We start from the raw sequence: 21,146 nt of genomic DNA, 5'->3' as shown, positions 1-21,146 counted from the left end.
CCGTCCTGGCGCTACCGCTGCGGCAGCCTGGCCGCCAATTCGGCAGCGGCTTCCTGCAGCAGGGGAACGTGCGCCACGAGCCCCTCAAGGTCCAGCCGGAAGACCGGTACGGCAGTTGCCAGCGAGGCGAAGGCGTGCCCCTGGTCGTTGAGCAGCGGCACGGCCACGGCACGCATTCCCGCTTCGTTCTCCTCGTCCATGACCGCGTATCCCTGCCGGCGGACCTTTTCGATCTCAGCCCGGAAAGCGCGGCGGTCCGTCACGGACTTGTCAGTCAGCGCCTCCAGCGGGAGCTCCGCCAGCAGCTTTTCCCGTTCCGCATCCTCGGCAAAAGCCACCAGGGCCTTGCCCACGGCGGTGGTCGAGAGCGAGCCCAGGTGGCCGGGGTCGCTGGTCACGCGGAAGGTCTGCGGCCCGTCCACCTTGCTGACGGTCAGGTGGTGCAGGCCGTCGCGGACGCTGAGGATGGTGGCCTCGCCGGTCTGCTCGGTGACCCGGCGGAGGATGGGCATGGCCGTACCCGCGAAGCCATGGTGGTTGGAGACGCGCTGCCCCAGCTGGAAGATCCGCAGGCCCAGGTGATAGCGGCGGCCGTCCGGCTCGTAGTCGACAAAGCCGTCGCGGGTCAGGGAGCCCAGCAGGCGGTAGGTGGTACTGAAGGGAAGTTCGGCGCGGCGGGAAATTTCTGCGGCACTGGCACCGCGGGGTTCATCACCCAGGAGGACCAGCAGCCCCAGGGCCTTGCCCACCATGTCCGTGCGGTCGGCGGGACGGGCGCCCACTTTGCCTTCCGGCGGCATGGCATTCACGGGCTCTCCGGCGCGGGCGGCGGCAGCGGATTCTTCATTGACCGCTGTGGTTTGGTTCACACTCATGCATTCGATGTTGCCACAATGTGAGAGCTATTTCTAGATGGTGATTATTTTCTTGACAGGTGACTGCCCTCACAGTCATAGTTTCTGTATCGCAAAAGTAGCTCCCACCATGTGGCTACAACTGCCGGGTCTTTGCACCGGACTCCAGCCGCATCCCCCGCCCGCACCAAGGCATCGGCGGCTGCGACCCCCCAGATCCATCCGCGACAATGTCGTCACACCAAAGGAACACCATGAGCAAGACACTTCCGTCCGCAGGGGCGGGTGCCCTCACCTCCGCCGGGACACCCAAGAAGGCCGCCCTCGCCAGCTTCCTGGGCAGCGCCGTCGAATACTATGACTTCTTCATCTTCGGCTCGGCCGCAGCACTGATCTTCCCCACGGTCTTCTTCCCCAATGCCGATGCCAACGCCGCCATCATGTCCTTCGCAACCTTCGGGTTCGCGTACGTGGCACGTCCCATCGGCGCCATCATCCTGGGCCACTTCGGCGACCGGGTGGGCCGGCAGAAAGTCCTGATGTTCACCCTGGTGCTCATGGGTGCTTCCACCTTCGTCATCGGCTGCCTGCCCGACTTCCGTACGGTCGGCTGGTGGGCTCCGGCGCTGCTGGTGCTGGCCCGCCTCTGCCAGGGCCTCTCCGCGGCAGGCGAGCAGGCCGGCGCCTCCTCCATGACCCTGGAGCATGCCCCGGACAACCGCCGCTCCTTCTTCACCTCCTGGACCCTCACCGGCACCCAGGGCGGCCAGATCCTCGCAGCCCTGGTGTTCATCCCCGTCCTGGCCCTGCCGGACGAGATCAAGTTCGGCATCGGCTGGCGCATCCCGTTCTGGCTGAGCGCCGCGGTGGTGGTGGTGGCGTTCCTCATCCGCCGCACCCTGCACGAGCCGCCCGCCTTCGAGGAAGCCCGGAAGAACGCACAGATCGCCAAGCTGCCCGTGGCAGACCTGCTCAAGGGCCACTGGCGCGACGTGCTCCGCGTGATCTGCTGCGCCTTCATCGCCGCCGTCTCCACCGTCTTCGGCACCCTGGCCATCAGCTACGCCAAGACCGTTGCCGGCGTGGACGGCACCACCACCCTGTGGCTGGTGGTTGCTGCCAACATCGTGGCCCTGGGCACCCAGCCGCTCTTCGGAATGCTGGCCGACAAGATCGGCCGCAAGCCCGTCTTTATCTACGGCGCCCTGGCCAGCGCGGTCCTCACCCCCGTCTTCCTGCTGAGCCTGGAGTCCCACAGCGTCCCGCTGATGTTCCTGGCCGCCATCGGCTACTTCTCGTGCGGCTACGCGGCGGCCAACGCCGTCTGGCCTTCCTTCTACGCCGAAATGTTCAGCACCAAGGTCCGGTTCTCCGGCCTGGCCATCGGAACCCAGCTGGGCTTCCTGATGGCAGGGTTCGCGCCCGCCATCGTGGCTGCCATGGGCGGCATCAAGCCCGGCGGCTGGGTCCAGATCAGCATCTTCACTGCCATCATCTGCGCGGTGGCCGCTGTCTCGGCCCTGACCGCAAAGGAATCCTTCCGGACCCCCACCAAGCAGCTCGGCCTGAAGTAGGCCGTCCGCCGCGTACAGCCTGGCCCGGTTTTCAGGCCGGAGAGCCCGCCATTCCCCCACATGGCGGGCTCTCCGGCGTTAAAACTGGGCCAGGCCGTTAAGACTGGGCCAGTCTCCGGCTACCGCCCTGTCTCCAGCACCGAGGCGAGGTCGAAGTTCACCGGCTCCTCCAGCTGCGCGTAGGTGCAGGATTCCGGGTCCCGGTCCGGCCGCCAGCGGTTGAACTGGGCAGTGTGGCGGAACCGGTCACCCTCCATGTGGTCGTAGCGGACCTCCACCACCAGTTCGGGCCGGAGCGGAACGAAGGACAGGTCCTTGCCGGCGCTCCAGCGGCTCCCCTCCGCGTTCCGCGGGGTCCGTTCGCCTTCTTCCTGCTTGGCCCAGGCCCAGGGGTGGTTGTCGAAATCGGTCACCAGCGGCTGGAGTTCCTGGAACAGCTCCTGCCGCCGCTTCATCGGGAAGGCGCCGATGACTCCCACGCTGGCCAGGCCGCCGTCGTCCTTGTACAGCCCCAGCAGCAGCGAGCCGATGGCGTCCGGGCCGCTCTTGTGCAGGCGGTAGCCGGCCACCACGCAGTCCGCGGTGCGCTCGTGCTTGACCTTGAACATCACCCGCTTGTCGGGTTCGTACCGGCCGTTCAGCCGCTTGGCCACGATGCCGTCCAATCCGGCCCCCTCGAACTGCTCGAACCAGTGCCCGGCCGTGTCCTTGTCCGTGGTGGCCGCGGTGAGGTGCACTGGTGCCTTGCTCGCGGCGAGCGCCTTCTCCAGCGCAGCGCGCCGCTCAGCAAAGGGCCTGCCGGTGTAGTCCTCATCGCCGAGGGCCAGGAGGTCAAAGGCCACAAAGCTTGCCGGGGTTTGTTCCGCCAGGAGCTTCACGCGGCTGGCGGCAGGGTGGATGCGCTGCTGCAGGGTGTCGAAGTCGAGCCTGTCCCCGGACGCCCCCACGAGGATGATCTCGCCGTCCACCACGCAGCGCGGGGGCAGGTTCTCCTTGAGCGCGGCCACGAGTTCCGGGAAGTACCGCGTCATGGGTTTTTCGTTGCGGCTGCCGATCTCCAGGTCATCGCCGTCACGGAAAATGATCGACCGGAAGCCGTCCCACTTGGGTTCGTAGCTGAGGTCCCCGCCGCCGGGAATACCGTCGATGCCGCTGACGGCCTTGGCAAGCATGGGCGGGACGGGCGGCATCACGGGAAGTTCCATGTGCCCATTCTTGCCCGGCCGGTGGCCCGGGCGGTAGGGCGGCGCGCCCGCTTCAGGCCGCCAGCAGCCACACGACCAGCACCAGCACCGGCGCAGCGGCGGCCGTGGAAAGCAGGATGGTTTCGCGCGCCACGGCCACGCCCCGCCCATACTTGCTGGCGAACAGGAACACGTTCTGGGCCGAGGGCAGCGCTGCCATGAGCACCACGCCCAGGAGCATGTGGTGGTCCAGGTTGAACAGGAAACGTCCGACGACGAACGCGACCGCCGGCATCACAGCGGACTTCAGTGCCGTGGCAGTGAGGATTTCGGCCGTGTGGCCGCCGCTCCGGAGCATCCTGGTTCCGCGCAGCGACATGCCGAAAGCCAGCAGCACCACCGGGACAGCAGCACCGCCCAGCAGGGTGAGCGGCGCCATCACCGGGGCGGGCAGCTCCACGTGGAACGCCGCCAGGACCACACCGAGGAGCGAGGCGATGATCATGGGGTTGCGGAAGGGCTGCGTGAGCATCAGCCGGGGCGAGAACCGGCCGGCTTCCGCGAGGTCCAGCAGGGTCAGGACCAGCGGGGCGAACAGGAGGAGCTGGACCAGCAGGACCGGGGCCACCGGGGTGGCATCCCCCAGGGCATAGAGCGTGATGGGGATGCCGATGTTGTTGGCGTTGACGTAGGAGCCGGCCATGGCACCCACTGCGGTCTCAGCCAGGGGCCGCCGGAACCAGATCCGGCTGGCGGCCACGTATAACAGCGCGGTGGCCGCCGCAGTGATCATGGCCAGCGGAACATAGGCGGAAAAGACCACGGACAGATCCGATTTCAGCACCACCGTGAACAGCAGGACCGGGTTGGTGATGAAGAAGGCAGTACGGGTCAGGGCGTTGATGGTGGGTTCATCGCCCAGGCCGCAGCGCGCGGCAAGGTATCCGACGGCAATGACGACGCCGATCACCGCCAGTCCGATCAGCACACCGCCCACGTGGGGTACTTCCTTCCGGTTCCGCCGTGCACCACCGCAGGAAGGCAGTACTACAAGTTCACAACTTATCGAATAAGGTGCGTTGTGCCAGCAGGCGTCCACGGAGTGGCCTCCCCCGCCGCCCGCCGTCGTGCTTTGTGAAAAGATCAACCATGCGCGCCATGCAACACTCCAGCAAACTCCGGAACGTCCGTTACGAACTTCGCGGGCCGATCCTTGAGGCGGCCAAGAACATGGAGGCCGAAGGGCACCGGATCCTCAAGATGAACCTTGGGGACACCGCGCCTTTTGGGCTGGAAGCGCCCGAGTCCGTGGTGGTGGACATGATCCACCACCTTCGCGGCGCCCAGGGCTACAGCGATTCAAAGGGCATCTTCACGGCCCGGACCGCCATCTCGCAGTATTACCAGACCCGGGGCCTGATGAACATTGGGGTCGAGGACATCGTCATCGGCAACGGCGTCAGCGAACTGATCTCCATGTGCCTGCAGGCCTTCATGGAGAACGGCGACGAAATCCTGGTCCCGGCACCTGACTACCCCCTGTGGACGGCCGCCGTGACCCTGACCGGCGGCAAGCCCGTCCACTACGTGTGCGACGAGGCGGAGAACTGGTGGCCGGACATGGCCGATGTGGAAGCGAAGATCACCAACCGCACCAAGGGCATCGTGATCATCAACCCGAACAACCCCACGGGCGCCGTCTACCCCCGGCACATTTTGGAACAGTTCGCCGGGCTGGCCCGGAAGCACAACCTGGTCCTGTTCTCCGACGAGATCTACGAGAAAGTGCTCTACGAAGGCGCCACGCACATCCACACCGCCGCGGTGGCCGAGGACGTGTGCTGCCTGACCTTCAGCGGCTTGTCCAAGGCCTACCGGATGCCCGGCTACCGGGCCGGATGGGTGGCCATTACCGGCCCGCTGGCTGCCACCGCCGCCTACCGTGAAGCGTTGGAACTGCTCGCGTCGCTGCGCCTGTGCGCCAACGTTCCCGCCCAGCACGCCATCCAGACCTGCCTCGGCGGCTACCAAAGCATTGACGCGCTGGTGAAGCCGGGGGGCCGGCTGCGCGAGCAGCGGGACCTTGCCCACAAACTGCTCACGGCCATTCCCGGCGTCACCTGCGTCCCGGCGTCGGGCGCCATGTACCTGTTCCCACGCCTGGACCCGGAGCTGTACCCGATTGAGAGCGACGAGAAATTCGTCCTGGACCTGCTGCGGGACCAAAAGATCCTGGTCTCCCACGGCTCGGCCTTTAACTGGCCTGCGCCGGACCACTTCCGCTTTGTCATCCTTCCCTCGGTGCTGGACATCGAGGAAGCCGTCCGGAGGATTTCCACGTTCCTGGCGGCCTACCGGAGCGGGGCCGTGGCCTGAAACCGCGGCGGCGCGAAGAACTAACCGGGCCCTAACCGCGGGGAAACCGGTACGCAACATTCCAGGCCCACACTTGGTAGTGCAGGCAAGAGCCGGCACCAGCTCCAGCCAGGAGGCCCCAGCGATGTTGAAGAAAGCGACCACGCATGTAACACGAGTCCGCGCCCTGGACCAGCTCCACCGCGGCGATGAAATCGAAGCCCGCCTGTCGGTGGGGCCCTCCTACGACGACGTGGTGATCCGCCGCGGCAGCGTCCAGGAAACAGCGCCCGGCATCGGTGTGGTCTGGATCCTGGACCGCATCAGCGGCGTGCGCAAAGCCATCAATACGGACGAGTGCAGCGTCTGGCGGGTGGCATAGCAGGTCCGGGAAGACGGTGGCGGGCGTAGTCAGGAAGGACTGTCCGCAACCTGTTCCTCCTCCGGCTCCTGCTGCCGGAGTGCGAGCGAATGCAGCCACTCGATGCTGGCGTCCGTTACCGGATGGGCGGTCCCGAGCGACTCCAGGAAGTCCCGCACCTCAACCATTTCTGCCTCCCTGCGGACGGCATGCAGCCGCGTGCCCTCAAGCATCCGCGCCACCAGCGCATCGCCTGACGGGCCAAGTTCCGCTGCAATCTGGCTGATGACCCAGTCTTTTGCCCCTGCCGCCTCGGCGGCCGTGACTGACTCCAGGACAGTGGCGGCCAGCCCCTTCATGAAGACGCTGCGGAGCAGCTTCCGGCCGGCCGCCGCTCCCGCTTGGCTTCCGGCGTTGGTGGCCGGGATGCCCCATCCGGTGAAGATGGCCACCAACGCGTCCGCCCCCGTGCCGCTGACCAGCAGGGGCGAACTGATCCGGCCCCGCGGAACGGGCGCCAGGACGGCGACATCGGCGAAAAGGATGCCGCTCCCGGCCGCCCGTTCCGCGAGCTGCCGCTTTTGGTCCGGTCCGGTGGTGTTGAGGTCCGCGAAGATGGCCGCCGGGTCCATCGCGGCCAGCGCCTCGTCAAGGACGGATTCGGCGGCGCGGGCTCCCACCAGGCTGATCACCAGGCCGGCGCCCGCCACTGCTTGACTGATGCCAGGGGCCCGCAGCACCCCGGGCGGGACTGCGTCGACAGCAGGGTCCGTTCCCGTCACCCGCAATCCACGGGCGGCCAGGTCCTGGGCGTAGATGCTCCCGGCTTCCCCCAGGCCCAGGACGGCGACAGGCCGGCTGGCCGTTCCCGCCGGACTACCGTGCACCGGCGGCCGCGGTCCGCCAGCCGCCGTGGTATTCGGTACGGGCGGTGACCGCGTAGGGCGCCGGGCTGACGACCGCCCGGACACTGATCTGTTCATGCGGTTCCACGGTGGTCTTGCGGGATCCGCCGTCGGGTTCGCCCCAGACAACCCGCACTTCGGTACCGATCTCCACGTTGGGGTCCACCGTGGCCAGCGAGAGGCCCCGGCGTTCATTGGCCGTCACGCCGGTGAAGAGCGACAGTCCAACCCCCGTCCCGTCCGCGTCGATGACGGAGTCGTAGTTGGACGACCCGTAGTTGGCGTTGGGGACGTCGAAGAACTGGTAGCCGGGCTTGTCGCGGTCCAGGAACGATGCCCAGATGGTGGCCAGGTCCTCATCGTTCCAGGCGAGGGTGACCTTTTTCCGCTGCGCGGCGGGGTCGATCTGCTGGAGGGCGTCCCGGCCAATGAAGTCGTGGTCGAATTTGACGAAGGAGCCGTAGCCCAGTTCCCAAGGGGTCAGGTAGTAGTCCTCGATGTTGCCGGAGACGAACGAGCCGGCGAGCGCGTTGACCGCTTCGTAGCTGGTGGCCGGCAGCCATTCACGGTAGGCGCGCTCGGCGTCGCTGCTGTAGATGGCCGGCAGCGGCGAGGGGATCCAGCCCGATTCGAGCGTGTTCGAGGAGTAGGCCCGCGACCCGCACGGTTCCAGCCCGAACTCAGCCCCGGCCTCGAGCACGGCATCCCGGATTTTTCCGTGCTGTTCGTAGGGTCCCCAGATTTCCAGCCCCGGGGCTCCCGCCATGCCGTGGCGCAGCGTGCGGACCTGCTCCCCGGCGATGGCCAGGTGGCCCATGTGGAAGAACTTCACCTGCTCCAGAGTCCCGCCGTTGAGCTTTTCGATGATCTGCCAGGCGCTGGGGCCCTGGATCTGGAAGCGGTAGTACTTCCGGCTGACAGCCTGGCCGTAGGGGCGCGACGGCGACCTGTCATCGTAGGTGCATTCGACGTCGTATCCGCCGGTTTCGGCGTGGAACTGGAGCCAGTTGGCGGCCGGCGCGCGGCCAACGTAGACGAACTCCTGCTCTTCCAGGTGGAACAGGATGCCGTCGCCGATCACCCCGCCGTTGGAGGCCGTGGGCACGAACTGCTTGGCGGTGTTCACCGGGAAGTTGGCGAAGCTGTTGATGCCCGTGTCCGAGAAGAGCTTCAGCGCATCGGGGCCCTTCACGAAGAAGTTGACCATGTGGTGGGACTGGTCGTAGAGCACCGCCGTTTCACGCCATGCGCGCTGCTCGCGCCGCCAGTTGGTGAACTCGGCGGGAACCACCGGATAGATGTAGGTGCCGAGCTGGGAATTGCGCAGCAGTTCAACGGTGTTTCCCGCCGCATCAAGCACGTCCTGCAGGGATTTCGGGGCCATGGGCTTTCTCCTTCGGTTCAGGGGTGGCGCAGTTCAGTGGGTGGCGCGGTAGCTCTCGCGTGCGTATTGCACGAAGGGAGCGGGGGCGACGGTGGCCCGGATGGGGACCTGCCGGTGGGGTTCCACCTGCAGTTTGGCGGAGTTGGGCTCTTCGCCCCAGAGCACGGTGACCTCGGCGCCGTCCTCCAGTCCGTCCACCGCCGCCAGGGAAACAAAGGAGTGCTCGTTGGCGATGTAGCCGCAGTCAAAGGACTGGCCCACCGTTACGCCACCCTGGAGCACCCGGTCCACCTGGAACAGGGCGTAGCGGGCCTTTGGCATGTCGATGTACTTGGCGGGAAGCCCGGGACGCAGGAGGGAACCCATCACGTCCTGGACGTCGTCCGGGTTCCAGACGAGTGTCACCTTGCGGCGGGAGGGTGTGCGGGAGAGCGCCTCCAGCGCCTCACGGCCCACGAAGTCGTGGTCGAATGCGACGGAGCGGCCGTACCCGAGCTCGTACGGGGTGAGGAAGTAATCCTCGATGGCCGCCGAATCGAAACTCCCGCCGAGTGAACCGGCCGCTGACGCCGGGAGCCATTCGCGGTAGCCGCGCAACCGTTCGTCCGTAAAGACCGCCGGGACGGGCGAGGGCACCCACCCGGACTCAAGGTTCGCCGTCGAGTAGCCTTTTGCCCCCACCTGCGTCAGCCCGAACTCCCCACCGGCCTGCAGCAACGCGTCCCGGACGCGTTCGCCCTCTGCCCAAGGGCCGAACAGCTCATAGCCGGGCTGCCCGGCCATGCCGTGCCGGATCGCCCGGACCTGCAATCCGGCGATGGGGAGGTGCCCCATGTGGAAGAAACCGAGCTGCGGCACAGGGGCGCCGGTGAGTTTTTCGACGAGGGCCAGGGCGGTTGGCCCCTGGAGTTCGTAGCGGAACAGCCGGGGGTCACCGGCGCGGACGATCGAGTTTCCGTCCCGGGAGACCTCAACGTCGTGGCCTCCGGTTTCGGCGTGGTACTGCACCCAGTCGATGGCCATCGGGTGGCCCACCAGGTTGAAGGACTGTTCGTCGAGGTGTGCCAAGATGGCGTCGCCGATGAGCTGCCCTGAATGGTTCACCGCGATGAACTGCTTGGCACGGTCCACGGGAAAGTTCGCGAAAGAGTTCACCGCGAGCCCGCGCAGCAATCCTTCCGCGCCCGGTCCGGAGAGGAAGAGATCGGTCATGTGGTGCGACTGGTCCAGGAGGGCACAGGCTGTACGCCAGGAATTCTGCTCGGAGCGCCAGTTGCTGAACTCGGCCCGCACGGGAAAAACGTGGGGGCTGGCGGGCGAATCGCGCAAAAGCTGGACCGGTGAAGCCGCCTGGTCCAGCGCCTCCTGCAAAGACCCTGTCACTGCCAAATCCCTGTCACTGCGAACTCCATCGTTCGGTCCACGGTGGAAAGCAGCCCGGGACGTCCAGTACCAACACGATTGCTAACAAAATTGTATCGGATGTCTTGACCAGAGTTCCAGAGCGTGGTTTTCTGGCACTGTCCGCCGGAAAGGACTGACCATGGGCCGCCCAGGCACCATGCCCGCCGTGGAACGCGAGGGTGCACATGCCCGATACAGAGGGGATCCCCTGCCTCCTGATGCGGGGCGGGACCTCCAAGGGTGCCCTGTTCCTGGCGTCGGACCTGCCTGCCGACCCCGGAGAACGCGACGACCTGCTGCTGCGGATCATGGGCTCTCCTGATCCCCGCCAGGTGGACGGACTGGGTGGAGCGCACCCCTTGACCAGCAAGGTTGCCGTCATCGCGCCGTCTCCGGACGCCGGCGCGGACGTGGACTACCTTTTCCTCCAGGTCGCTGTGGACACCGCACTTGTCAGCAGCCGGCAGAACTGCGGCAACATCCTTGCCGCCGTCGGGCCCTTCGCCGTGGAACGTGGCCTGGTGCAGCCAGCCGACGGCCACACCGAGGTGCGCATCCGGATGCTGAACACCGGCAGCATGGCCACCGCACGGTTTGCCACGCCCGGCGGCGTGGTGGATTACGACGGCGGCCCGGCGGCAGGCGGTGCGGTGGCGATCGATGGCGTTCCGGGGACGGCGGCAGCCATCCGGCTCAACTTCGAGGGCACGGCGGGGTCTTCGACCGGCGCCCTGTTCCCCACGGGCAGGACCCTGGACCACACGGAGGGCGTGGACCTCACCTGCGTTGACAACGGAATGCCCACCGTCCTGATGCGTGCCGCCGCTCTGGGCATCACCGGGAACGAGGCCCCTGCAGACCTCGAGGCCAATGAAGACCTGGCACAACGGCTGGCCGGGATCCGCCTCGCCGCGGCGGACCTGATGGGCATGGGCGATGTCAGCGCTGCCACCGTGCCCAAGCTGGTGCTGCTGGCGCCGCCACGGGCCGGGGGCGCCATTGCCACCCGCAGCTTCCTTCCCGTCCGGGTCCACACCTCCATCGGCGTGCTCGGAGCACTCACGGTGGCGGCGGGTGTGCTGGCGGAGGGGTCGGTGGGCCATGACCTGGCCGCGCTTCCTTCACCGGGGGAACCCTTCCGGGTGGAACACCCCACCGGCCATTTTGACGTCGAGGTGGCCATCGAGAAGACCCCGGACGGCTGCACGGTGACCCGCTCAACTGCCCTCAGGACAGCACGGAAGATTTTCGAAGGACGCGTCTTCCCGCGCCCGCGCCCCTAACCACTGCACAACGACCCCTTGAGAGAGGACAGCTTCATGACCGGGTATACCTCGTTCGACGTCGCCCACCTGGGAAACGTGGAACTGCTGACCCCCGTCTTCGAGGAAAGCCTGTGGTTCTTCCGCGACCTGCTCGCCATGCGCGTTGTAGCGGAGACCGGCAGCGCTGGCACGAGGTCCGCCTACCTTCGCACCTGGGACGAATACCAGCGCTACACCCTCAAGCTCACCGCCTCAGCCGACGCAGGCGTCGGGCGCACCACCTTCCGGACCACCAGCCAGGAGGCCCTGGAGCGCCGGGTCAACGCCATCGAAGCCACCGGCCTGGGCATCGGCTGGGAAGACGGCGAGGTGGGCACCGGGCCCACCTACTCCTTCCGGGACCCCGACGGGCACCTCATGGGCATCTATTACGAAACCGAACGGTACGTGGCCACGGACGACAAACCCGCCCTGAAGAACCAGGCCTCGGCCTTCCCCGGCCGGGGCGTTAACGCCCGCCGGCTGGACCACATCAACTTCCTGGCCAAGGACGTGGTGGCCAACGGGGAGTTCGTGGCCCACGCGCTGTGCGGGCGGGAGAGTGAACGCATCCGGCTCGACGACGGCGGATATGCCGCCTGGTGGTTCCACTTCAACAACAAGTCCTATGACATCGTCTACTCCGACGACTGGCTCAAGCACGGCAACCGGCTCCACCACGTGGCATTCGCCCCGGATACCCGCGAGGACATCCTGAAGGCCGCGGACATCTTCCTTGAAAACGGCATCCACATCGAGTCCGGTCCGCACAAGCACGCCATCAACCAGACGTTCTTCCTCTACGTCTGGGAGCCCGGCGGCAATCGGATCGAACTGGCCAACGCCGGTGCCCGCCTGCTGCTGGACCCGGACTCGCCCGTGGTGGAGTGGAGCCAGGAGGAGCGCAGGAAAGGGCAGGCCTGGGGCATGAAAACCATCGAGACATTCCATACCCACGGAACGCCAAACATCCCCCAGTGAGAAAATTAAAGGATCCCGGCAGTACCGCACAGAGAGGTGCACCATCATGACCAACACAGTGGATACGTCCGCCCCGGTGACCACCGGCCTCTTCATCGGAGGCACCGAACGCCAGGCCGCCGCCACCATGGACATTGCCGATCCGGGCAAGCCTGGCACAGTGGTGGGCCACGCCGCGGCGGCCGCCCCCGCCGACGTCCAGGATGCCATCGCCGCGGCCAAGGCGGCCTATCCCGGATGGGCGGCGCTGGGTGCACAGGAGCGCGCAGACCGGATGCGGCAGGCACTGGAGGGCATCGCGGATTTCCGTGATGAGGATGCCGCCATCCTCTCGCAGGAAAACGGCAAGATCCGCATGGAAGCCTGGGTGGACTCCCTGGTGTTCGAGATCAGGTGGAACCTCGCCCTGGAACTGGCCCCCGACGTCGACACCGCCAAGGTGCTGCCGCCCGCGCCCGGCATTCCCGTCTCCACGTCGGTCACCTTCCAGCCCCTTGGCGTGGTGACGGTCATCGTGCCGTTCAACTGGCCCATTGCCATCCTCGCGGCCTCGCTCCCGCACGCACTGCTGGCGGGAAACACGGCGATCGTTAAGCCGCCACCCACCGCGCCGCTGGCAACGACACGCGTGGTCCAGCGGATTGCTGAAAAGCTGCCGCCGGGAGTGCTGAACGTGGTGACCGGCAAGGACGCGGACATGGCTGCGCTCATCACCAGCCCGGACATCGCCAAGGTCTGCTTCACGGGAAGCGTGGGCGGCGGCAAGCGCATCATGGAAATGGCCTCAAAGTCACTCACCCGGGTAACGCTTGAACTCGGCGGAAACGATGCCGCCGTCATCCTCTCGGACGCGGTCCTCGATGACACCCACCTGGACCGGCTCTACGCCGCGATCTTCGATACCACCGGCCAGATCTGCATGAACGCGAAGCGGGTCTATGTGCACCGGTCGCGCCTGGACGAGGTGGTGGCCGGGCTCTCGCAGCGGCTGGAGAAGGCGGTCATTGGCTACGGGCTCGACGACGGGACCACCATGGGTCCGCTGCACTCCCCCGTACAAAAGGCCTTCGTGGCTGAGCTCATCGAGGAGGCCAAGGAGGCGGGCGCGGATGTCAGGGAATTCGGCACCCTTCCCTCGGACCCTGAACTGCACGGCGGGAACTTCCTGCGCCCGGCACTGGTCATCGACCCGGACCCCTCGCTGCGGGTTGTCACCCAGGAACAGTTCGGGCCGGTCATCCCCCTGATCCCGTTCGACACGGAGGACGAGGCGGTGGAGGCGGCGAACGCCACCTGGGCGGGGCTGTGCGGCTCGGTGTGGACCGCCGACCCGGCAGCGGCCGACCGCGTGGGCGGACGCCTGGTCTGCGGCTACGTCTGGGTTAACGACCACGGGGCAACCCGACTGGACCTGCGCGCGCCATTTGGCGGAATGAAGCAGTCCGGCATGGGCAGGGAACAGGGTATTGAAGGAGTCCGGGCCTTCCAGGACACCCGTGCCATCGCCCATCTGGAACCGGAAGCAGCACAGGGGTAGGCCCGGAACGGACGGCGGACCGGAAGGTTCCGGATTCCATCAATAGCTATCGACATTACCTATGCACATAGGTAATCTTGGAGGTGGGTGCACCGCTGCACCCGCCGAAAGGATGACCTGATGGCGACTCGAATCATGCCCGCCCCCAACCGGGCAGCATCCCTGGAACTCATCAACAACTTCTCGCTGGAGATGACCGGCAAGGACATTCCCGCGCTCATCGAAGCAAAAGACAGGATTCCGCCGGGCACCCGCATTAACGTCACCTTCCTCGGCAACGAGGACCTGGAGATGCGGGTGGCCGCCGCCAAGGCCGCCCGGGACCTGGGATTCATTCCCGTGCCGCACGTCTCTGCGCGCCGGCTGGCATCGAAGGGCGAGCTCGAAAAGTTCCTTCAGCGCCTGGCGGAAGTGGGCGCCGCCGAGCACCTTTTCGTGGTGGGCGGCGACCCCGCAGAACCCGAGGGCCCGTACGAAGACTCCCTGGCGCTGGTCAACACCGGCCTCCTGCAGCAGTTCGGGGTGCGGGAAGTGGGAATCGGCGGATATCCGGAGGGCCATCCCGACATCCGCAAGGAAGACCTTTGGCGGGCGCTGGAGGACAAGACCGCAGCCCTCGCCGCGCAGGACCTTGGCGCCTCCATCATCACCCAGTTCGCCTTCGACACCGAACCTGTGGCTGCGTGGATCGCCGAGGTCCGGGCCAGGGGAATCCAGGCACCGATCCGCGTGGGAACCCCCGGCCCGGCGGGAGTCAAACGGCTCCTGGGCTTTGCGCGCCGTTTCGGGGTGGGCGCCAACGCGATGATCGTGAAGAAATACGGCTTCTCGCTGACCAACCTGATGGGCGATGCCGGCCCGGACCGGTTCGTGAACGACCTGGCCGCCGTCCTTGCCGACCGTGCGCCCGGCCAGGACCAGCACCTCCCGGGGCAGGTTGGCCTGCACTTCTATACGTTTGGCGGCCTGCTGGCCACGGCCAACTGGGTCCGGCACTTCACCGCGGAAGAGGGCTAGGACGGCATCCGATGGTCCTGCATACTGAATCCCGCAAGGACCAGTCCTGCCTGATCGTCCACGGGCCGGACCAGCCGGGCATCGTGGCTGCGGTGGCCGCCCTGGTGACCCGCAACAGGGGAAACATCGTCTCCCTGGACCAGTACTCCAGTGATCCTTCGTCGGGCGACTTCTTCCAGCGGGTGGTCTTCAACCGGCCGGACCTGGCCGCCGCGATGCCTGAGATCGAAGCCGACCTCGCCAGGACCCTCACCCCGCTGGGGTTGTCCTGGACCCTGACCGACCGCTCCATCCCCAAGCGCATGGCCATCCTGGTATCCACCTCCGACCACTGCCTGCTGGAACTGCTCTGGCGGCACCGGAGGGGTGAACTGCCGGTGACCATTCCCATGGTGATCTCCAACCACACGAACACGGCCGAGGATGTGCGGGCCTTTGGCGTTCCGTTCTTCCACGTCCCCTCCGCCGGGCCGGACAAGGCAGCAGCGGAGGCCCAGATCCTGAAGCTGCTGGAGGGCAACGTGGACTTCGTGGTGCTGGCCCGGTACATGCAGATCCTGTCCCCCGGATTCCTGGACGCGGTTTCCGTGCCGCTGATCAATATCCACCACTCCTTCCTGCCTGCGTTCGTGGGCGCCGCGCCCTACCGCAAGGCCAAGGAGCGGGGGGTCAAACTGATCGGCGCCACCTCGCACTACGTGACCAAGGACCTGGACGAGGGGCCCATCATCGAACAGGACGTGGCCCGCGTAACGCACGGGCACTCCGCCCTGGATCTTCAGGCGCGCGGCGCCTACGTGGAACGCGCGGTGCTCTCCCGCGCCGTCCAGTGGCATGCCGAGGACCGGGTCATCCGGCACGGCAACCAGACCATCGTCTTCTAAAGACCCACCACCAATCCGATACAGAACAAGAGGTTCAACGTGGCACCGAAAAACCTGCAGGAAGTCCTCGACGCGTCGAAGGGGGCGGTTGACCTCCTCCGCAACTCCCAGATCGGCTCCTACATCTACCCGGTGGTCCCGGCCGACTTCCAGAACTGGATCAAGGAGCAGACCGCGTGGCGGCAGACGGCCGTGCTGTACGACCAGTCGCACCACATGGACAACCTGTTCCTGAAGGGCCCGGACGCGATCAAGCTGATCACCGCCACCGCCATCAACTCCACCGCCACCTTCCCGGTGAACAAAGCCAAGCAGTACGTGCCCACCACCGAGTCCGGGCACGTGATCGGCGACGGCATCCTCTTCCACGAGGCGGAGGACGAATACGTGTACGTCGGTCGGTCCCCGGCGGCCAACTGGCTGCTCTACCACGGCGAGACGGGCGGCTACCGGGACCTGGACATCACTGTGGACCGGCGCTCACCGTCGCGGCCGTACGGCCACCCCGTGACCCGCCAGTACTACCGCTTCCAGATCCAGGGGCCCAATGCCTGGCAGGTCATCGAAAAGCTCAACGGCGGCGCACTGGAGCAGCTCAAGTTCTTCAACATGTCCACCATGGCCATCGCCGGCACCACCGTCCGCACCCTGCGGCACGGGATGGCCGGCGCACCGGGCCTGGAGGTGTGGGGACCGTACGCGGACCACGACCGCATCCGCGACGCGATCGTGGAGGCCGGAGCCGAGTTCGGGCTGGTCCCCGTCGGTTCCCGGGCGTACCCGTCCAACACCCTCGAGTCCGGCTGGATCCCGTCGCCGCTGCCCGCCATCTACACCGGCGAAGCGGAGCGCGGCTACCGCGAATGGCTGCCCGCTGACGGCTACGAAGCCACCGGGACCCTGGCGGGCTCGTTTGTGTCCGGGAACATCGAGGACTACTACCTGACCCCGTGGGAGCTGGGCTACGGCTCGTTCGTCAAGTTCGACCACGACTTCATTGGCCGCGACGCACTCCAGAAAATCGACCCCGCCGCCCAGCGCAAGAAGGTCACCCTGGCCTGGGACGCGGAAGATGTCACCTCCATCTTCGCGTCGCTGTTCAACGTGGACGGACCCAGCTACAAGTTCTTTGACCTGCCCCTGGCAAACTACGGCTCGGCCAACTACGACTCGGTGGTGGACGCCGACGGAACGGTGGTGGGCTACTCGATGTTCACCGGCTACAGCGCCAACGAACGCCGGGCCCTGTCGCTGGCCACCATCGATCCCAACGTCCCGGAAGGCACGGAACTGAAGGTCGTGTGGGGTGAGCCGAATGGCGGAACCGCCAAGGCCGCCGTCGAACCCCATGTGCAGACTGAAGTGCGGGCCGTGGTCAGCCCCGTGCCCTACTCCACCGTGGCGCGCGCCACGTACCACGGCGGGTGGCGGACGAACTACCAGTCGGCCTAGGCTGGGGACCCCGGAGTGCGGGGGCGCAGGCGCCCCCGCACCTTCCTTGAGCCCTTGGAGGAGTACCGCATGAGCCTTCGGTACGCGCTGCTTGCGCTGCTGCGCGTGGGCCCGCTGTCAGGCTACGAACTGCAGAAGCAGTTCTCCATGTCGGTGGGGCACGTGTGGCACGCGCCCGACTCGCAGATCTACCCCGAGCTGCGCAAGATGGAGGCGGAAAACCTCATCGAAGGTGAGGAGCAGCCCCGGGGCCAGCGCGCCACGCGGCGGCTGTACCACGTGACGGATACCGGAAACCAGGCCTTCCTCGACTGGATGCAGACGCCCTTGGAGTACGCCCGGGTCCGCGACCCCGCCCACCTGCGGGCCGCCTACCTTGAAGCGGCGTCGCCGGAGGCCGCCCGTGCGTTCTTCCGCCGGCACAAGGAGCAATGGGAGTCCGAACTCGCCCAATGGGAGGGTGAGCTCCAGCGCATCGACCAGGTGGACAACCCAATGCTGGTGCGCCGCCTGGCCGTGACCGATCCGGCCGACCGCGAACGGACCATCGCTTTTAAAAGGTTCACCTACGAGGGCCTGGTGGACCGGGCGCTTGTGGAGATCGCGTGGGCCCGGCGCGGGCTGGAACTGATGGACGCCCTGGAAGCTTCGGGCGGCACGAGGCCAGTGCCAAGCGCCGCCCGGAGCTGATCAGACCCGGGGCTGATCAGCCAAAGTTCTCGGCAGTTGCATAGCCCTTGCCGTTGTACTTCTGCACCACCACCGAGGACACGGCCGGCTGGCCATCCACCGTCGTGTTGACCGACGTGCCCTCCAGCATCAGTGGCGCCTTTAGGTCCTTGATATCCCGCAGCGCCGTCATGAAGCTGTCCCGCGTGGGCTCCTTCATGTTCTGGAACGCCTTTTCAAGGGTGGCCCCCACCATGTAGCTCCACATGCAGTGCGGGAAGGCCGGCATGTCCGGGTAGTTTCCGTACTTCTTCAGTTCGTCGAGGAATTTGACGACGTCGGGGTCCTTGGCGAACGCCGGGCTCTGCGGTGCCTTCGCAAAGGACACTGAGTAGATGCCGGGGTAGGCGGAGGCGCCACCCGGTTCGAGGATCGCTGTGGGGCTGGACGTGTTGGAGGGTAGGAACCAGCTGGGCTTCCAGCCGATCTGCTGCGCCTTCTGTAACGAGGCGATGGTCAGCGGCGTGATGGACATGGCGTTGAAGAAGACATCCGCCCCGGAGGAGGCCAGCTGGGTGAGCTGGGCATCAACGGACGTGTCGGTGGCCTCATAGGTCTGCTCGCCCACCACCGAAATGTTGGACGCCCCCTGGATGGCCTCCTTGAAGCCCGAGACGTAGCCCTTGCCGTAGTCATCGTTCTGCGACAGGATGGCCACCTTGTGCTGCGCACCCGACTTCGCCAGGAGCTTTCCGAACGCGGCACCCTCATTCTGGTAGACGGGCACGAAGCCCAGTTGCCAGGGGCTCTGCTTCCGGTCGCTGAAGAGCGGGTCACCGGTCATCACCAGCACCTGCGGGACCTTCTGGCTGATGGCAGCGTCACGGAATGCCCTGTTGGTGGGCGTCCCCAGGCCCGCGGTGGCGGCAAACACGTTGTCGGACACCATCTGCTGGAAGTTGGCCAGGGACTTTTGTGGGTCGTAGGCGTCGTCGTAGGACTTAATGTTTACGGTTCGCGTCTTGCCGTCACCAAACTTCACCCCGCCGGCGGCGTTCGCGGCCCCGAAGTACGCCGAGACCCCGGCGACCGTGCACTTGCCCGGCCCGGCAGTGGCGCCGCTGAGCGGCGTGGTGATCCCCAGCGTGATCGCCGAGTCCGTGATCCCCGGGGAGGACGCCGAACCGCCGCCCTGGCCGCCGCTGTCACCCCTGCATCCGGACAGGGAAAGCGCGACGGCGGCCGTCACGGCAACGATGCCAAGTACCCCGCCGGGCTTCTTTCTCATCTTCATGGTCCATCCTGCCTCTCTGTTTGTTCGTGTCCATCCAGCGCACTGTCCGGTACCGGATGGTGCGCTGGAGCGTTCTGCTCGGAGGTCTGCGGTGGAAGGGCCGCGGTGGAACGGCCGGTGGAGCGGCCGCGGGCGGCATCGGTCCGGCGGGCCAGCCGCCGCACCACCCGGGGCAGGCTGACCAGGCCGCCGGGCAGCAGGAACAGCACCGCCAGAAGGATGGCGCCCTGGCTGATGGTGGTGAGGTTGGGGTCAATGGCGTTGGTCAGTTGCGGGACGAAGACGTAGTAGGCGCCTCCCAGGAGGGAACCGGCGATGCTTCCGGCCCCGCCAATGACCATCGCGGCCAGGAGGCTGATGGAGTGGCCGAAGCTAAGGGTCTCAGGCGAGGTGTACTGCACGGCCGCGAGGTACAGGAAGCCGCTGGCACCGCCGAAGATGGAGGCGATGGTGAAGGCGAGGACCTTGGTCCGGTAGGGCGAAATGCCCATGGAGGCCGCAACGGCCTCGTTTTCCCGGACGGCCGCAAATGCCCGCCCGTACTTGCCCCGGACCAGGCTCCGCGCCAGCAGGAAGGCCGCGGCCGCCACCAGCAGGACGATGTAGAACTGCCATTGGTCGTTGTCCAGCCCGGACCAGTCCGGGGCGTCCGTGAACCGCGCGGAAATCCCCTGCGAGCCGCCGGTAAATTCGGAGAGGCGCTTGGCGAGGGGCACGCCGACGATCGGGAGGGCGATGGTGACCATCGCGATGGCAAGGCCGCCCAGGCGGGCGGCGGCAAGGGCCACCAGCAGCCCCACCACGCCGGCAACGGCGCAGGCGGCGGCGAACACCAGCAGGATGTTCCAGCCATGGTTGACGCCGTACGCGGTGACATAGGCGCCCAACCCCACGAAGAAGATCTGCCCGAGGTTGACCTGGCCTGTGTAGCCCATGACGATGTTCAGCCCGAGCACCGCCACCGCATAGACGCCGATACGGACCAGCGTCTGGTTCGCAAAGGCCGGCAGGGCCAGCGGGGCCACGATCAGCACCACGGCCACGACGGCGGCGAGGACAATCCGGACCCAAGGCCTGCGGGCGGTGGCGGCAACGGCGTTCATCAGACCCTCACCACGACCTTTCTGCCGAACAGGCCCTGGGGACGAACGATGAGGATGACGAAGATCAGCGCGAAGGGCACGGCGATTTTGAGGTCGTGGCCAATGAGGGGAACGTAGACCGCCACCAGGTTTTCCAGGACACCGATGGCCGATGCCGCCACCACGCAGCCGATGGGGCTGGTCAGGCCGCCGAGGATCACGGCTGCGAGCGCGTAGACCAGTGCGGTGTCCAGCATGCCGGGCGTGAGGGTCAGCTGCGGAGCCACCAGGACGCCGGCAATCGCCCCCAGGGTGGCGGCAAGTCCCCATCCCACCATGAGCAGGCGGCCCACCGGCAAGCCGGAAAAAGCGGCCGACGCCGGGTTGTCGGCAACGGCGCGAAGGGCCAGTCCCAGCTTGGTGCGCAGGAAGAGCAGCTGCAGGACCACCATGATCACCACGATGGTCACGGCGGTGGCAAGGGACCTGACGCTCACCACGGCCCCCAGGATTTCAACGCTGGTCAGCGGGAAAAGCGACGGGAAGCCCAGGTTGTTGTAGCCCCAAAGGACCGCGCAGATGCCGGTGACCAGGGTGAGCAGGCCGATGGTCACCACCACTGCGGTGTCCGGATCCCCCCGTTCAAACCGCCGGATCAGGAAGCGTTCCACCAGTGCGCCGAAGAGGAAGGACAGGACAATGGCAATGATGATGGCCAGGATGAGCGGCAGGCCGAGCTGCACGAAAACGTAGGCGATGTAGGCGGACAGCACAGCCATGCCGCCCTGCGCGAAGTTGATCAGGCCGGTGGCCTGGTTCACCAGCACGATGGCCAGGGCCAGGGCGGCGTAGATGGAGCCGGTGGCCAGGCCGTCGACGACGAGTTGGATGAAGGTTCCCATACG

At 66.6% G+C, this 21,146-nt stretch carries 19 protein-coding genes; 10 read left to right on the top strand and 9 right to left on the bottom strand.

Features of this window, described 5'->3' with window-relative positions:
• Positions 1 to 11 precede the first annotated feature (11 nt).
• Complete coding sequence (locus AB0280_RS11865; protein ID WP_201302370.1) at positions 12 to 875, bottom strand: IclR family transcriptional regulator; 864 nt, start codon at positions 873 to 875, stop codon at positions 12 to 14.
• 233 nt (positions 876 to 1,108) lie between these two features.
• Here AB0280_RS11865 and AB0280_RS11860 point away from each other — a divergent pair, with 233 nt between their 5' ends.
• Positions 1,109 to 2,428 carry an MFS transporter gene (locus AB0280_RS11860; RefSeq protein ID WP_159629566.1) on the top strand — a complete coding sequence of 440 codons (1,320 nt, stop codon included), beginning with the start codon at positions 1,109 to 1,111 and terminating at the stop codon, positions 2,426 to 2,428.
• Positions 2,429 to 2,547: 119 nt separating this feature from the next.
• On the opposite strand, the gene AB0280_RS11855 is transcribed toward AB0280_RS11860, so the two are convergent.
• On the bottom strand, positions 2,548 to 3,633 hold the full coding sequence (locus AB0280_RS11855) for an ATP-dependent DNA ligase (protein WP_366367322.1): 1,086 nt from the start codon (positions 3,631 to 3,633) through the stop codon (positions 2,548 to 2,550).
• Between the two features lie 52 nt (positions 3,634 to 3,685).
• Positions 3,686 to 4,609, bottom strand: coding sequence for an AEC family transporter (locus AB0280_RS11850; protein ID WP_224023814.1), 924 nt, complete (start codon positions 4,607 to 4,609; stop codon positions 3,686 to 3,688).
• Between the two features lie 152 nt (positions 4,610 to 4,761).
• Between AB0280_RS11850 and AB0280_RS11845 the strand changes: the two genes are divergently transcribed.
• Together AB0280_RS11845 and AB0280_RS11840 are read left to right on the top strand one after the other, a co-directional pair.
• Complete coding sequence (locus AB0280_RS11845) at positions 4,762 to 5,988, top strand: pyridoxal phosphate-dependent aminotransferase (protein ID WP_366367320.1); 1,227 nt, start codon at positions 4,762 to 4,764, stop codon at positions 5,986 to 5,988.
• A gap of 124 nt (positions 5,989 to 6,112) precedes the next feature.
• Entirely contained in the window at positions 6,113 to 6,349 is a 237-nt protein-coding gene (locus tag AB0280_RS11840; protein WP_141158887.1) for a hypothetical protein, read from the top strand.
• 29 nt (positions 6,350 to 6,378) lie between these two features.
• On the opposite strand, the gene AB0280_RS11835 is transcribed toward AB0280_RS11840, so the two are convergent.
• The 3 genes from AB0280_RS11835 to AB0280_RS11825 are packed head-to-tail and all read right to left on the bottom strand — an operon-like array spanning position 6,379 to position 10,000.
• The gene (locus tag AB0280_RS11835) at positions 6,379 to 7,215 is read right to left on the bottom strand and encodes an NAD(P)-dependent oxidoreductase (protein WP_366367318.1); all 837 of its coding nucleotides are present in this window, start codon (positions 7,213 to 7,215) and stop codon (positions 6,379 to 6,381) included.
• Complete coding sequence (gene ligM, locus AB0280_RS11830) at positions 7,205 to 8,617, bottom strand: vanillate/3-O-methylgallate O-demethylase (RefSeq protein WP_366367316.1); 1,413 nt, start codon at positions 8,615 to 8,617, stop codon at positions 7,205 to 7,207. The genes AB0280_RS11835 and ligM (AB0280_RS11830) overlap by 11 nt, the downstream gene beginning before the upstream one ends.
• A 33-nt stretch (positions 8,618 to 8,650) precedes the next feature.
• On the bottom strand, positions 8,651 to 10,000 hold the full coding sequence (locus AB0280_RS11825) for an aminomethyl transferase family protein (protein ID WP_366367314.1): 1,350 nt from the start codon (positions 9,998 to 10,000) through the stop codon (positions 8,651 to 8,653).
• A 206-nt stretch (positions 10,001 to 10,206) separates the two neighbouring features.
• Between AB0280_RS11825 and AB0280_RS11820 the strand changes: the two genes are divergently transcribed.
• The 7 genes from AB0280_RS11820 to AB0280_RS11790 all read left to right on the top strand — a co-directional run bounded on the left by AB0280_RS11820 (position 10,207) and on the right by AB0280_RS11790 (position 17,886).
• Positions 10,207 to 11,304: a 4-oxalomesaconate tautomerase gene (locus AB0280_RS11820; protein ID WP_366367312.1), complete on the top strand. Its 1,098-nt coding sequence runs from the start codon at positions 10,207 to 10,209 to the stop codon at positions 11,302 to 11,304.
• A 36-nt stretch (positions 11,305 to 11,340) separates the two neighbouring features.
• Positions 11,341 to 12,306 (top strand): VOC family protein, encoded by a 966-nt coding sequence (locus AB0280_RS11815; RefSeq protein ID WP_366367311.1) that lies wholly within the window; start codon positions 11,341 to 11,343, stop codon positions 12,304 to 12,306.
• Positions 12,307 to 12,352: 46 nt separating this feature from the next.
• Positions 12,353 to 13,843: an aldehyde dehydrogenase family protein gene (locus AB0280_RS11810; protein ID WP_224023824.1), complete on the top strand. Its 1,491-nt coding sequence runs from the start codon at positions 12,353 to 12,355 to the stop codon at positions 13,841 to 13,843.
• A 120-nt stretch (positions 13,844 to 13,963) separates the two neighbouring features.
• Positions 13,964 to 14,860, top strand: a complete 897-nt coding sequence (locus AB0280_RS11805) for a methylenetetrahydrofolate reductase (RefSeq protein WP_159629546.1) — start codon at positions 13,964 to 13,966, stop codon at positions 14,858 to 14,860.
• 11 nt (positions 14,861 to 14,871) lie between these two features.
• Positions 14,872 to 15,744: a formyltetrahydrofolate deformylase gene (gene purU / locus AB0280_RS11800; RefSeq protein WP_159629544.1), complete on the top strand. Its 873-nt coding sequence runs from the start codon at positions 14,872 to 14,874 to the stop codon at positions 15,742 to 15,744.
• A gap of 39 nt (positions 15,745 to 15,783) precedes the next feature.
• Positions 15,784 to 17,196, top strand: a complete 1,413-nt coding sequence (gene ligM, locus AB0280_RS11795; protein ID WP_275181663.1) for a vanillate/3-O-methylgallate O-demethylase — start codon at positions 15,784 to 15,786, stop codon at positions 17,194 to 17,196.
• A 69-nt stretch (positions 17,197 to 17,265) separates the two neighbouring features.
• On the top strand, positions 17,266 to 17,886 hold the full coding sequence (locus AB0280_RS11790) for a PadR family transcriptional regulator (RefSeq protein WP_366367309.1): 621 nt from the start codon (positions 17,266 to 17,268) through the stop codon (positions 17,884 to 17,886).
• Positions 17,887 to 17,902: 16 nt separating this feature from the next.
• Here AB0280_RS11790 and AB0280_RS11785 read toward each other — a convergent pair whose 3' ends face one another.
• Genes AB0280_RS11785 through AB0280_RS11775 form a run of 3 tightly spaced genes read right to left on the bottom strand, consistent with a single transcriptional unit; the run spans position 17,903 to position 21,143 of the window.
• Positions 17,903 to 19,159 (bottom strand): ABC transporter substrate-binding protein, encoded by a 1,257-nt coding sequence (locus tag AB0280_RS11785; RefSeq protein WP_224023830.1) that lies wholly within the window; start codon positions 19,157 to 19,159, stop codon positions 17,903 to 17,905.
• The gene (locus tag AB0280_RS11780; protein ID WP_307490834.1) at positions 19,156 to 20,262 is read right to left on the bottom strand and encodes a branched-chain amino acid ABC transporter permease; all 1,107 of its coding nucleotides are present in this window, start codon (positions 20,260 to 20,262) and stop codon (positions 19,156 to 19,158) included. Before AB0280_RS11780 ends, AB0280_RS11785 begins: the two co-directional genes overlap by 4 nt.
• Entirely contained in the window at positions 20,262 to 21,143 is an 882-nt protein-coding gene (locus tag AB0280_RS11775) for a branched-chain amino acid ABC transporter permease (protein ID WP_159629536.1), read from the bottom strand. Before AB0280_RS11775 ends, AB0280_RS11780 begins: the two co-directional genes overlap by 1 nt.
• Positions 21,144 to 21,146: the final 3 nt, after the last annotated feature.

Origin of the sequence: Pseudarthrobacter sp. 902506025, from assembly GCF_040702325.1 — a bacterium.
Taxonomy (GTDB): Bacteria; Actinomycetota; Actinomycetes; order Actinomycetales; family Micrococcaceae; genus Arthrobacter.
This window is presented reverse-complemented; position numbering and strand designations above follow the sequence as displayed.